At 29.1% G+C, this 12,425-nt stretch carries 15 protein-coding genes; 7 read left to right on the plus strand and 8 right to left on the minus strand.

The window, feature by feature from the left end; translation table 11 throughout:
• Positions 1–39: 39 nt before the first annotated feature.
• From E6771_RS07875 to E6771_RS07900, 6 genes are all read right to left on the minus strand, one after another.
• Positions 40–747 carry an aspartate/glutamate racemase family protein gene (locus E6771_RS07875; RefSeq protein ID WP_316090694.1) on the minus strand — a complete coding sequence of 236 codons (708 nt, stop codon included), beginning with the start codon at positions 745–747 and terminating at the stop codon, positions 40–42.
• Positions 747–1,973 (minus strand): dicarboxylate/amino acid:cation symporter, encoded by a 1,227-nt coding sequence (locus tag E6771_RS07880; protein WP_316090695.1) that lies wholly within the window; start codon positions 1,971–1,973, stop codon positions 747–749. The genes E6771_RS07875 and E6771_RS07880 overlap by 1 nt, the downstream gene beginning before the upstream one ends.
• Positions 1,974–2,056: 83 nt before the next feature.
• The gene (locus E6771_RS07885) at positions 2,057–2,851 is read right to left on the minus strand and encodes a GntR family transcriptional regulator (protein WP_316090696.1); all 795 of its coding nucleotides are present in this window, start codon (positions 2,849–2,851) and stop codon (positions 2,057–2,059) included.
• Positions 2,852–3,491: 640 nt separating this feature from the next.
• Entirely contained in the window at positions 3,492–3,860 is a 369-nt protein-coding gene (locus E6771_RS07890; protein WP_316090697.1) for a VOC family protein, read from the minus strand.
• A gap of 31 nt (positions 3,861–3,891) precedes the next feature.
• A complete protein-coding gene (locus E6771_RS07895; protein WP_316090698.1) occupies positions 3,892–4,230 on the minus strand; it encodes a hypothetical protein in 339 nt (112 codons plus the stop codon).
• Between the two features lie 69 nt (positions 4,231–4,299).
• A complete protein-coding gene (locus E6771_RS07900; protein ID WP_316090699.1) occupies positions 4,300–5,085 on the minus strand; it encodes a sulfite exporter TauE/SafE family protein in 786 nt (261 codons plus the stop codon).
• Between the two features lie 199 nt (positions 5,086–5,284).
• On the opposite strand from E6771_RS07900, the gene thyA reads away from it, so the two are divergent.
• The 5 genes from thyA to hutG all read left to right on the plus strand — a co-directional run bounded on the left by thyA (position 5,285) and on the right by hutG (position 9,399).
• Positions 5,285–6,109 (plus strand): thymidylate synthase, encoded by an 825-nt coding sequence (gene thyA, locus E6771_RS07905; protein ID WP_316090700.1) that lies wholly within the window; start codon positions 5,285–5,287, stop codon positions 6,107–6,109.
• Positions 6,109–6,588: a dihydrofolate reductase family protein gene (locus tag E6771_RS07910; protein WP_316090701.1), complete on the plus strand. Its 480-nt coding sequence runs from the start codon at positions 6,109–6,111 to the stop codon at positions 6,586–6,588. The genes thyA and E6771_RS07910 overlap by 1 nt, the downstream gene beginning before the upstream one ends.
• A gap of 203 nt (positions 6,589–6,791) precedes the next feature.
• Positions 6,792–7,778: a YhdH/YhfP family quinone oxidoreductase gene (locus E6771_RS07915; RefSeq protein ID WP_316090702.1), complete on the plus strand. Its 987-nt coding sequence runs from the start codon at positions 6,792–6,794 to the stop codon at positions 7,776–7,778.
• A 148-nt stretch (positions 7,779–7,926) separates the two neighbouring features.
• Positions 7,927–8,475, plus strand: a complete 549-nt coding sequence (locus tag E6771_RS07920) for a HutD family protein (RefSeq protein ID WP_316090703.1) — start codon at positions 7,927–7,929, stop codon at positions 8,473–8,475.
• Between the two features lie 27 nt (positions 8,476–8,502).
• Complete coding sequence (gene hutG / locus E6771_RS07925) at positions 8,503–9,399, plus strand: formimidoylglutamase (protein ID WP_316090704.1); 897 nt, start codon at positions 8,503–8,505, stop codon at positions 9,397–9,399.
• Positions 9,400–9,443: 44 nt separating this feature from the next.
• On the opposite strand, the gene E6771_RS07930 is transcribed toward hutG, so the two are convergent.
• Both E6771_RS07930 and E6771_RS07935 read right to left on the minus strand, forming a co-directional pair.
• Positions 9,444–9,827, minus strand: coding sequence for a hypothetical protein (locus tag E6771_RS07930; RefSeq protein ID WP_316090705.1), 384 nt, complete (start codon positions 9,825–9,827; stop codon positions 9,444–9,446).
• A gap of 169 nt (positions 9,828–9,996) precedes the next feature.
• Positions 9,997–10,428 (minus strand): MarR family winged helix-turn-helix transcriptional regulator, encoded by a 432-nt coding sequence (locus tag E6771_RS07935; RefSeq protein WP_316090706.1) that lies wholly within the window; start codon positions 10,426–10,428, stop codon positions 9,997–9,999.
• Positions 10,429–10,856: 428 nt separating this feature from the next.
• On the opposite strand from E6771_RS07935, the gene E6771_RS07940 reads away from it, so the two are divergent.
• Both E6771_RS07940 and E6771_RS07945 read left to right on the plus strand, forming a co-directional pair.
• The gene (locus E6771_RS07940) at positions 10,857–11,408 is read left to right on the plus strand and encodes a putative ABC transporter permease (protein WP_316090707.1); all 552 of its coding nucleotides are present in this window, start codon (positions 10,857–10,859) and stop codon (positions 11,406–11,408) included.
• Positions 11,409–11,465: 57 nt separating this feature from the next.
• Positions 11,466–12,425, plus strand: a 960-nt coding sequence (locus E6771_RS07945) for a S8 family serine peptidase (RefSeq protein WP_316090708.1), incomplete at its 3' end; no start/stop codon positions are given.

Here is a 12,425-nt window from a genome sequence, read left to right on the forward strand (position 1 = left end):
TAAGGTGGTTCAAAATTACTTTGAACCACCTTATTTTTACTATAATTCATACTTATTTTTTGCATAAGCTACTGCCACTTTCCCTATAATATCATTAGGGTCTATAAGAGGCACTGTAAAACTCTTTCTTTTTAATATAATTGGAATTTCTGTACATCCCATTATTAATGCCTCTGCTCCATTTTTTATAAAATATTCAGCACACTCTATGGCATCTTTTACATTTTCTTCTGTAACCCCATTGTATTTAAAATCAAATATAGTATCATGTACTTTATTCTGTACTTCTTCTTCTGCAGCTACTACTTCTATTCCAAATTTTGCACAACATTTATCATATAATTTAATTTTTACAGCTGCATTGGTAGCCATTACCCCCACTTTTTTTATTCCTGGTACCTGATGCATCATTTCCTTAACTGCTTCTTCAATTATATGTAAAAATGGTATATCTACTTGACTGGCAACTTCATCATAAAAATAATGTGCTGTATTTGCCCCAATTATTATAAAATCAGCTCCAGCTTTTTTTAAATTCTCTGCTGTGGCAATCATAGCTGCAACTGGACTTTCTGTCCCTTTCATAATTGCATCCTGTCTGCTTGGCATTTTTGGATTATTATCTATTATTATTCTCAAATGATCTTCATCACACTTTGCATGGGTTTCTTCTACTATCTTAGAAAAAAGATCTATTGTAGCCTCTGGCCCCATTCCACCTAATATCCCTACAATTTTTTCTTTCATTACTGTCCCTCCTCAACTGCTTCTCTTTGCTCATTTTTTCTTTCACCAGCATCTAATACAGCAGCCACGACTACAGAACCCACGACATTTACAGTAGTGATTCCCATATCCATTATACGGAAGATTCCACCTAAAAGACCTACAAATTCTATTGGCAACCCTAAAGTTGTAAGGAAAATAGTTGTAGCAACAAATATTCCACCAGGAATACCTGGACTTCCTAAAGTCATCAGTACACCTGTGAATACAGCTATAAACATTTGATATAAAGACATTTCTATCCCTAATACTTGAGATACAAAAACGGCTACTACTCCATACCATAATCCATTTCCATCCATATTCATTGTCGCTCCTACTGGAATAGTAAATCCAGCTATATCTTTTTTCAATTTCAACTCATCCTCACATACTTTTATAGAAACAGGAATAGTTGCAGCAGTACTACATGTAGCAAAGCTTGTAGTCCACACTGGTGCTATTTTTTTATAGAATGAAATTGGATTCTTTCCTGAAGCTGCCAAATACATTCCACCATAAACTATAAAAGCATGTATCATTAATCCTATATAAATAGTAACTATAAATTTTCCTAGTGGTCCCAATATGTCAGTTCCATATTTTCCTGTTGTTGTTGCCATAAGAGCAAAAACACCATATGGAGTAAAACCCATTACAAATTTTAATATCATCATTATAAAACGAGAAAGGGTTCCAAACATATCCAACATACATTTTTTATCCTCTTCTTTCAATAGAAGGATAGCTATACCAGAAAATATAGCAAAAGTAATTATTTGAAGCATATTCCCTTCTGAGAATGACTGCATTATATTAACAGGAAAAAATCCTAAAATAACACTGCTTACAGTAGGAGCCCCTTTTTCAACTATTCCACTAACATCTGTCATTACAAATCCTACTCCTGGTCTTATAACAAGAGCAGAAAATAATCCAATTCCTGCTGCAACAAATGTTGTAGCTAAGAAGATAATAATAAGTTTAATTCCAATCTTTCCAAGACGTCTTAAATCTCCCATACCTGCCACTGCTAAAACAACATTAGCAAAAATAAGAGGTACAACTGACATTCTAAGTAATCTTAAAAAAACATCTCCAATAACAGCTATTGCTGTTATTTTAGGGCCCATAACAAGTCCAGCTATTGCCCCCAAAATCATACCAATCAATATCTTATTGGCTAACCCTATCTTTTTCTTTAACATAATAATCCCCCCACTTAAAATTAAGTAGTATATGAAAGATTGTTATTCTTGACTTTTTTACAGCTCAATACTTGATAAAGGTTTTAATGACGTTTTCCATCTCTTTCTTTGATGGAAATCTCTGAGTTAACAACTTCCATTTTTTGATTAACAGCTATAAACTCTAAACAAAGGTCACATCTGTCTCCTCTGTAAGTTCTTCTATTGAATACAACAGGTTCCTTTTCTATAAATGATAGACATTCTACTACCATTCCTGTAGGTACTTCAGGAAAATCAAACTGTTCTTTTTCATATTGATCAAGCATTATTACCTGTACCCCTATTTTATAATTAGTAAATCTTTTTTCATAGGTATTTTCAATATATTTATATACAGCTATTTCTCTGATCTCTTCCTTGGAAATATTTCCTATCCATTTTGGACTGATATAATGAGTATCCAAAAGAACTGGCTTACCATCTATGTAATGAAGTCTTTCTATCTGATATACCATTCCATTTTTCTCTATTCCTAATACCTTTTGCATTCTACTGTCAATTTCTGTAAAATCTGAAAAAATCACTGTTGAATAATCATTCAATCCAATTTCTCCACTTTTCTTACTGAAAGCTGGTTCTAATAGAAAATTTTCTGTAATCTTTTGATAAACTACAAAAGATCCCTTTCCTTTTTTTCTTACAATAAGTCCTTCATTTACAAGACCATCCATTGCTTGTTTTACTGTGGCTCTACATAAATTAAACTCATCACAAAGCTTTAATTCTGAAGGTATCTCTGTTCCATATCCCCAATCTTCATTCATTATTTTATCCCTTATAATTTCTCTAAGTTGATAATAAAGAGGAATTGGACTATCACTTTTTAATTTTTTCATACAAACCACACCCTATCCAAATTTTAAAACCCCCCTACATTGTATAAAGTGTAGCAATACTTGTCAAGAATATTAAGACCATATACATATATTCAATTGTTCAAATGTCTAGACATTTCAATTATAACAATTTTATATTTTATTGTCAATATTTTTCCGCATTAAGTGTTTTATTAATTTAAATTTTGTATTTATTTACTACAAAATTTAGAAAAATATAAGAACTTATATAATGAAAAGATGGAATTATAGGAAAATAGACAAACAATATTTAATATAGTATAATTTAGAAAACAGTGTACTAAAAATTCATGATTTTATGAGGTGGTTACTTGAGAAGGAATAAAAAGAATAAAAAGCAGGCAATTATTATACTTCATGAAATATATGGAGATTAATACTTTAGCTGGTAGTTAAAAAACAATATAATAAAATATTTCTTTATACAAAAAATTTATCTCTTTTAATATTCAATGCTTTTCATGGATTTCTTGATTCACACTCTAAATATTTTAATGATTATCAAAGAAAAAAAGCTGAGATAGCTATCACTAAATTTATAAATCAGTATATAAAATAAATTAGAGATATGGAAAAAACCATACCTCCTTATATTTCATAGAATTTTAAATTTCAATTGCTACTGCTTTACTGTACTTAAACAAAATGGATGCCCTTCTGGATCAAACATAACTGTTGAAGTTTCAAAATATTGTACCTCTGATATTTTAGCACCACATTTTAAAGCATGAGAAACTGCTTCACCTAAATTTTCAACGAGAAAATCTATATGTGCCATCTGCTGTTGTTTTCCTTTTTCCCATGGCCATATTGGTGGAGTGTATTCTTCAATTTCCTGAAAGGCAAAAATCCATCCCTGTGGTGAACGTAGACCAGCCCAACCATTTCCTGAAAGTATTTTTTCCCAGCCAAGTAAATTTACATAAAAATCTGCTAATTTATCAGCATTTTTACAATCATAGGCAAATCCAGCTATATCTTTTATCATATATTTTTACCTCCTGATATTTATTTTTATATTAAAGTTTTATTCCCATTTCTTTAAATATTAAAATACAAATAATCAATGAGACTAAATTAGCAGCTAATCCAATAAAAGCTAATTTTTTTTTCTTAGAGGAACCAAATATTCCAATTCCCCCAAAAATCATTCCTATTACTGAAAATGTAGGACCAACTAACACTATTGCAATCATAGCAAGTACCATAATATGGCCTAGTATAACAAACCACCCATTTCTAGAATATATTAAACATATTTTTAAAATCCCTACTGACAACCCAATAACTATAAGAAAAATTGTCCCCATTACAACAGATATAGTTCCCATCAGATTTTCTTCATAGTTTATCTTCATTCTCTTTTCTCCTCATATTTTGAAGTAAATTTTTAAGTATAATCTTATATTTTAGAGTATATTTTGATCTTATTTCATAAAAACATATGTATTATAAATATTTATAAATATTATAACTAGCATCAGCCCTATAAAAAGTTTATCCACTTTTTCCTCTGATATTTTCTTATTTACTATACTTCCAGCCATCCCTCCACATACTCCTCCTAATATCATAAGTCCAAGATAAAGAATACTTACATCTGGAATTTTTCTAGCAAATATGCTATGAGCCAGACTTGCTATCTGTGAGAATAGTATTATATAGATAGAATTAATAACAGCTTCTTTAGTAGTCATTGAAAAAAAGAAAATCAATATAACAAGATTGATAGGTCCTCCTCCAATTCCCAAAAACGAAGAAAATATTCCTAAAATAACTCCAATGATGAAACATAAAATTTTATTTTCAAACTTATATGTCTTTATCCCATTTTTTTTAGCTGTATAAATTAAAGTTCCCAATGTTATAAATATCATAACAATTGATTGAACAGCTCCTGTTTTATTTTCATTTTGAAGAATCTCTTTTACAGCTTGAAACATGACTTTTCCAGTCATTCCTCCTAATACACTTCCTAGAGCAAGCCATGTAGTAATTTTAGTATTTATCTTTAGTGTACTGTTTTTCATTGCTTTTGTTACAGAAATAACAGACATAGAAAGAACCGTACACCCAGATAAAAAACTTATAGCTGTTACACTCATAGTTCCTGTTGCATCAAGAACAGGTTTAATTATTACTCCTCCACCTATGCCACATATTGACCCTACAAGAGAAGAAAAAAAACTAACTAATAAAAAAATAACTGGCATATTTACCCCCAAAATACTTTATATATTTCCCCTATTCAATAATTATATTGTTTTTTTTATAAAAAAGCAACCTTCATTCTTTATTATAGTCTGCTGTTTTCCTTTTTTATTAAACTTCATCAAATTTCTCTCTTTGTAATATTTATAAATTTATGATAAAATATAGCGATAAAAATTTAATTATTCAAAGGAGCTGAGTATGACTAAATTTGATAAAATATACAAAGAAATTATTGAAACTATAGATAAAAAAGGAATATGGAGTGAAGGAAATGTCAGAACTAAATATGCTGATGGAACTCCTGCCCATTATAAAAGTTATATAGGATATCAATTTAGACTTGATAATTCCACTGATGAAGCACATCTTATCACTACCAGATTTGCTCCTAATAAAGCTCCTATCAGAGAACTTTATTGGATATGGATAATGCAGTCTAATGATGTAGATGAATTAAATAAGTTAAAATGCAAATTCTGGGATGAATGGAAAATGGATGATGGTACTATTGGAAAGGCTTATGGATACCAAATAGCAAAACAGACATTTGGATATAAAAACCAGCTTGATTATGTAGTAGAAGAATTGAAAAAAAATCCTAACAGCCGTAGAATAATGACAGAAATATGGGTACCTGAAGATCTTGATAAAATGGCTCTTACTCCTTGTGTACATCTTACTCAATGGAGTGTAATTGGAAACAAACTTTATCTTGAAGTAAGACAAAGAAGCTGTGATGTGGCTCTTGGACTTGTAGCTAATGTGTTTCAATATTCTATACTTCATAAGTTGGTAGCTATGGAATGTAATCTGGAACCTGCTGAAATCATATGGAATATTCATAATGTACATATCTATGACAGACATATGCCTGAACTCTTAGAGCAGATAAAAAAACCTTCAATAGATGGAGCAACTGTAAAAATTGAAAACTTTAAATCTATCTATGGCTTTAAACCTGACGATGTAATTGTTGAAAACTATCAATATGGAGATAAAATTTCTTATGAGGTGGCAATATAATGAATAAACCAAAGTTAAATATGATAGTATGCGTAGCAGAAAATAATTTGATAGGTGATAAAGTTCCAGAAGGTAATGGACTTTTATGGCATTCTATGGAAGAACTGAATTATTATAAATCCAAAACTATTGGAAATGTAGTTTTATTTGGAGAAAATACAGCTAAATATGTACCTATTAATTTGATGAAAAAAAATAGAGAGGTAATAGTTCTCACTCTTGATTCTAAACTTGAAGATATCATGGAACATTATAAAGATAGCGGAAAAGATATTTTTATATGTGGAGGATGCACTATCTATAAATATTATCTGGATAATTATGAAATAGATGAAATTTATATTTCTAAATTAAAATCTCATGTAGAGGTAGCTCCTGCTGCTAATCCTCTTTATTTTCCTGATGTTGAAAAATATGGATATAAACTTACATCTGAAACTGATTATAATGACTTTACTGCAGCAATATATAAAAAATAATTTATAAAACAAACCTGAATTGTTAGATAATTCTAACAGAACAGGTTTTTTTATTATCCTTTTAAATACTCTTTATAACTATTTTTTTACTTTTATATTTTAATAAATTATCTATTAAAAAAAAGAAAAATTTGACATTATTAGAAAATAATATTACAATCAATATATAAAAAGTACGATATCGTACTATATGGAGGTAGAAAATGAATTTCAGAGCTTTAAGAATTTATGAAGAAAATGAGACTTTTGTCAGAAAAATTATTGAAAGAAATATTGATGAACTTCCTGAGGGAGATGTTTTAATCAAAGTTAAATATTCATCACTTAACTATAAAGATGCTTTATCTTGTATAGGAAACAGAGGGGTAACTAGAAAATATCCCCATACTCCTGGAATAGATGCTGCAGGTATTGTAGAAGATTCTAAGGTTCCAGAATTTATTAAAGGCGAGGAGGTTTTCATTACTGGATATGATTTAGGTATGAATACTGATGGAGGATTTGGAGAGTATATCAGAGTTCCAGCGAATTGGGTAGTTAAAAAACCTACAAATCTTTCTTTAAAAGAAGCCATGATATATGGTACAGCCGGATTTACTTCTGCTTTATCTGTTTTTGAACTTATAAAAGAAGTAGCCCCTGAAGATGGAGATATTTTGGTTATTGGTGCTGGTGGCGGTGTGGGAAGTCATTCTGTCAAATTTCTTACTAAACTTGGATATAATGTTACTGCTGTAGTGAATGATGAAAAAGGTATTAAATATGCAAAAGAACTTGGAGCCTCTGCATGTATACTAAGAGATGAAATAGATGATAAGTCTGGTAAACCTATGCTGAAACAAAAATGGGCTGGTGTTATTGATACAGTAGGAGGCAACCCTTTATCTACTGCAATAAGATCACTTAAATATGCTGGAGTAGTTACTACATGCGGAAATATAGCTGGAGGAGATATTCCTCATGCTAATGTATATCCTTTTATCTTGAGAAGTGTAAAACTTATAGGAATAGATTCTGTTCAATGTCCTATGAAAAAAAGAAAAGAAGTCTGGGATACTTTAGCTGAAAAATGGAAAGGTGAAAATCTGGAAACAGGTATTAAAGAAGTAAGCCTTGATGAAATATCTGATTCAGTAAATAAAATGCTTGCCCAACAGCTTATAGGAAGAGTTATTCTTAAGCATAAATAATTTTGAATATAAAAACAGTTATTAAAAAATAATTTTAGTAACTGTTTTTTTATCCATTTAATAAAAATAAAAGTTTTATTTATTATTGACTATTCATTAAATATGTGGTAAATCTCTTATCAAGAAAACCTATAAAAGGAGAGCAAAAATGATTGAAATTATAAAAAGTGATAACTTTAAAAAAAGTGAATGGAGTGGAGGAACAACTACACAATTATACATCTATCCAAAAGATGCAGATTATCAAAAAAGAAATTTTAAATTCAGAATAAGTATAGCAACTACTGAGCTCACGGAATCTAATTTTACAAAATTACAAGGAATAAAAAGAGTTATTTCTATACTTGAAGGAAAAATGGACCTCTCTCATAAGGATAAATATGATATTACATTGGCTCCTTATGAAATAGATAGGTTCAGTGGAGACTGGGACACTGTTTCAAAAGGAAAAGTAAAGGATTTCAATCTTATGCTTAAAGACTGTGATGGAGACTTTTTATATAAAAAAATAAATAGCACTGAAAATATTATTTTGGGAGAAAAGGAATTAATATTTTTTATTTATTGTATTTCTGGTAAAATTGAAATATCTGGAGATTTATTACTTGAAAATGAGCTAGCCGTTGGAAAGGGGAAAAATATTAAAGTATCTGGAAAAGACAGTAAAATATTCTATGGTCATATAACTGAATTATAATAGAATTGAAATTATAGGAGGATTGAAATGAAAGATTTATGGAATGGCAGATTGGATAGTTATGAAGAAATTGATCTTAGACTGTGGCAAGTAGTAAAAGAAATAAAAGAAGCTCAAGAACCTGGTGGAGTATGCTTTGTAGGTTATGATACAGATGAGGGAGTAGTAAGAAATCTAGGAAGAAAAGGTGCTGAAGGCGGATCAAATGCTATTAGAAAATCTATCCAATCTTTTCCCAAATTAAAGGAATTGAAAATATATGATTATAAAAATCTTGATAAGAAAAATGTAGAAGAAGCTCAAGAAGAATATTCAGAAAAGATAGCAGATGTATTAAGAAAAAAAATTTTCCCTATTGGATTAGGAGGAGGACATGATATAGCATATGGTTCATATCTTGGAATAAGAAAATCTTATCCTGATAAAAAAATAGGAATAATAAATTTTGATGCTCACTTAGACATGAGACCATATGACAAAGGAAGAACTTCTGGTACTTCATTCAAAGAGATAATGGATAATGATAAAGAAGTTCAATATGCAATAGTGGGATTCCAAAAGATTGGTAATACAGAAAGATTAATAAAAACAGCTGAATCTTTTAATGCATTAATCTTAAATGAAGAATATTCAGAGGATTCAATTATTGAAGCACTAAAAGATTTTATAAAAAAAGTAGATATAGTATATATAACTTTCTGTATGGATGTATTTGAAGCAAGTGCAGCTCCTGGAGTATCTGCTCCTGTTGTAATGGGACTGGAACCTAAAAAAGGCAAAAGATTACTGAGATTTCTTATGCAAACTGAAAAAGTAGTATGTGTTGATTTTGCTGAAGTAAATCCTGTTTATGATATAGATAATGTAACTGCAAAACTTGCTGGTTGTCTAATTTATGAAGCAATGGAACACATAAAAAAATAAAATAAGAGTACTAAAAAAGGTCTTAGCTTCTGCTAAAACCTTTTTCAATTTTTATTATTAGCATATGAACTTATTTTAAATGTTTGATAAAATAGAGAATTTATAACTGCAAGAAATAATCCAACCAAAAATATTATTAAAGGAACAAACTTAAAATTAACATAAATTATATTAGGACTGATTAAAAAGTTGGTAATACTCATAGCTAATAAATTTGAAAGAAAATATCCTAAATAATATTTTAATCTAAAAAAATCATCTAGCACCCAATAAGCAAAAATAATTATACTCTTGCTCATTGACAGATACTCTACTATTTTTATAAGATTTCTATTATTATCAAAAATACTTTTACTGATAAGAATTACAGCTATAAAATTTAAAACTAATCCTAATTCTAGAACAAATCGATCAAAATAATTTTTCATACAATTTCTCCTTTTTCTATTTTTATATACCATAATAGTCTAATTTTGCTTATAAAGTATCTATTAATATTATTATACACATGATTACAATATAAAATCAAGAAAAATAGACATATATAAAAACTATGAGTCAGCAATATTCTATAATTCTTTTTTATTAAAATAATTTTTAATCTTGATAATTTTTTCTAATCTTGTTAAGCAACAATATAAGCATCTCTTTTTCCTCTTCTGTAAAATCTTTATATGTCTCTTCTAAAAGATTATCACTTATTTCTTTAAATAAAGATTTAAACTGCCATCCTTTATCCGTAAGACTTATTTCAACAACTCTTGAGTCTTTTTCACTTTTTTTTCTTGTAATATATCCAAGCTCAACAAGCTTTTTTATCAAATCTGTAAGAGTAGATTTCTTCTTACCTATTATTTTTCCAATCTCATTCATTGTTATCTGTCCTTCATGTTCATACAAAATAGAAAGAATTGTTCCATGACTATTTATAAGACCTTCTATCCCTTTTTCTCTCAATTGATTATTTATAAATTGAGCACTCTTTTCTCTTATATTGGATATCAATCCTATTATTTCAACAGTTTTCACTTTGTCCTCCTCAAAATGGTAAAAACTTTTGTTTATTCTTTAAACTTTCTACTAAAGTATAAATTATCTCTATTGTAAAGTCAAATAAATTTTCCTTTAAGCCTTTCTCTAAAATATAATTCTTTTCACCTTTTTAATTTTCATAAATTATTTTTATTTTCATATATAAAAATATAGAGAAGTAAAGAAAGTAATCTAATTTTTAAATAAAATAGTTATTTTTTCTTAACAAAAATATGAAGAATTTTTCATTTCTTAATGGTATAATTTTATCAAAGTATATAATTTTGAATTTTACTAAAACAAAGGAGGGAAGTATTCTGAGAATAAGTGAAAAATAAAATTATTTAAGCTTTCTCTCATTATACAATCAAATGATAAATAAACAACAGATAAAATATGAATTGAGAATGTATTTTTTTCTATTTATGCTTTATTCATTTATAGGCTGGATATATGAAACTGTGCTATTCACAATTGATGAAGGCCATTTTGTCAATAGGGGCTTTAATTTTGGTCCTTATATTCCAATATATGGTTTTGGGGCTGTTATTATTATGATAACTATTTCAAAATTTATAGAAGAACCTGATAAAAACAATAAATTTAGTCTAAGACCTTTAAAAATATTTATGCTTATTCTAATTCTTTCTACTATTGCTGAACTTATAGGAAGCTATATTATGGAATATACTCTTGGATTAGTGCTTTGGGATTATAGTGATAAGTGGATGAATTTCCAAGGGAGAATCTCTCCAGAAACAAGTTTTATATTTGCTGCTGGAGGAACTGTTGCATATTATACAATACAACCTCTTGGTAAAAAAATAATTGATAAAATATCTGTTAAAGGCCAGAAAATATTTGCTTCTATTCTCTTAACTTTGGTATTAATAGATTTTTCTGCTTCTCTTATCACTACAATATGGTTTTCTGATTCTATAAAAAAAGAGGGGATAATAGAAAAGAAACGAAAATAAAAACATCTTTATTTACCTGATCTACACAATAATTATATACAAAATAAGGGGGAAATGATGGACACACAAAATAAACATTGGAAAATAATAGCACTTTTTTCTCTATGTCTCTTTTTAAGTAGTTGTGGAGGTAGTGGAGGCGGTGGTGGATCATCTTCATCAAATAACAACAATAATATTACCATTCCACCACAGAATATAACTATGGATTTTAAACAGTCTGATACCATTATAGGTGTTATTGATTCTTCTTTTTCATATCTTGATGAATTTAAAGATTCTTCAGGAAAATACAGAATATTTATAGATAGCAGTTTTCCTACTGATCCTGAAGAAAAAAAATCTGATTCTTATACACATGGTGAGTTGGTATCTCTTCTTATAGGAGGAAACAAAACTGGTGTTACTGATGGTGTAAAAATTTATGCTATTCCTTCTTTTTTAGCCTACAGTGATCAAATAAAAGTACAAGGAAGTATGTATCAAAAGATGTATCAAGCAGGAGTAAGAATATTCAGCCAATCCTTTGGAAGCCCAACTAATGATTTGACTTTTGAAAAATTTCCTGCCTCTAGTTCTCTAGTTAATTTTTATGTAAACAGATCAGCTACTGACAGTTTATTCATTTTTGCTGCAGGAAACAATGGAAAAAATAATCCTGCTGCAGAAGCTTTTTTCCCTAAGCTTTATCCTAGAGCTGAAAAAGGTTGGATTTCTGTTGTGGGAATAAATCCTAAAACAGGATTGATAGACCCTGAATCTAACAGAGCAGGAGATGCAAAAAACTGGACTATTGCTGCTAATTATGCAGTTACTGTTCATAATGTTACTGCATATGGAACTTCTTTTGCTGCTCCTGTTGTAGCTGGTGCTGCTGGCGCTATACAGATAAAATATCCTTGGATGTCAAGAGATCTCATCAAGCAATCTCTTCTGACTACAGCTACAGATCTTGGAGATCCTGGAGTTGATTCTACATATGGTTGGGGATATCTTAATCTGGGAAAAGCCTTAAAA

This window comes from Fusobacterium sp. (genome assembly GCF_032477075.1).
In the GTDB taxonomy this organism is placed as follows: Bacteria; Fusobacteriota; Fusobacteriia; order Fusobacteriales; family Fusobacteriaceae; genus Fusobacterium_A.

Coding starts and splice junctions, on each gene's coding strand:
- E6771_RS07940 (WP_316090707.1), top strand. CDS start 10,857: ATGCTTTATTCATTTATAGGCTGGATATATGAAACTGTGCTATTCACA.
- E6771_RS07915 (WP_316090702.1), top strand. CDS start 6,792: ATGAATTTCAGAGCTTTAAGAATTTATGAAGAAAATGAGACTTTTGTC.
- E6771_RS07900 (WP_316090699.1), bottom strand. CDS start 5,085: ATGCCAGTTATTTTTTTATTAGTTAGTTTTTTTTCTTCTCTTGTAGGG.
- E6771_RS07875 (WP_316090694.1), bottom strand. CDS start 747: ATGAAAGAAAAAATTGTAGGGATATTAGGTGGAATGGGGCCAGAGGCT.
- E6771_RS07880 (WP_316090695.1), bottom strand. CDS start 1,973: ATGTTAAAGAAAAAGATAGGGTTAGCCAATAAGATATTGATTGGTATG.
- thyA (WP_316090700.1), top strand. CDS start 5,285: ATGACTAAATTTGATAAAATATACAAAGAAATTATTGAAACTATAGAT.
- E6771_RS07895 (WP_316090698.1), bottom strand. CDS start 4,230: ATGAAGATAAACTATGAAGAAAATCTGATGGGAACTATATCTGTTGTA.
- E6771_RS07910 (WP_316090701.1), top strand. CDS start 6,109: ATGAATAAACCAAAGTTAAATATGATAGTATGCGTAGCAGAAAATAAT.
- E6771_RS07890 (WP_316090697.1), bottom strand. CDS start 3,860: ATGATAAAAGATATAGCTGGATTTGCCTATGATTGTAAAAATGCTGAT.
- E6771_RS07920 (WP_316090703.1), top strand. CDS start 7,927: ATGATTGAAATTATAAAAAGTGATAACTTTAAAAAAAGTGAATGGAGT.
- E6771_RS07885 (WP_316090696.1), bottom strand. CDS start 2,851: ATGAAAAAATTAAAAAGTGATAGTCCAATTCCTCTTTATTATCAACTT.
- hutG (WP_316090704.1), top strand. CDS start 8,503: ATGAAAGATTTATGGAATGGCAGATTGGATAGTTATGAAGAAATTGAT.
- E6771_RS07930 (WP_316090705.1), bottom strand. CDS start 9,827: ATGAAAAATTATTTTGATCGATTTGTTCTAGAATTAGGATTAGTTTTA.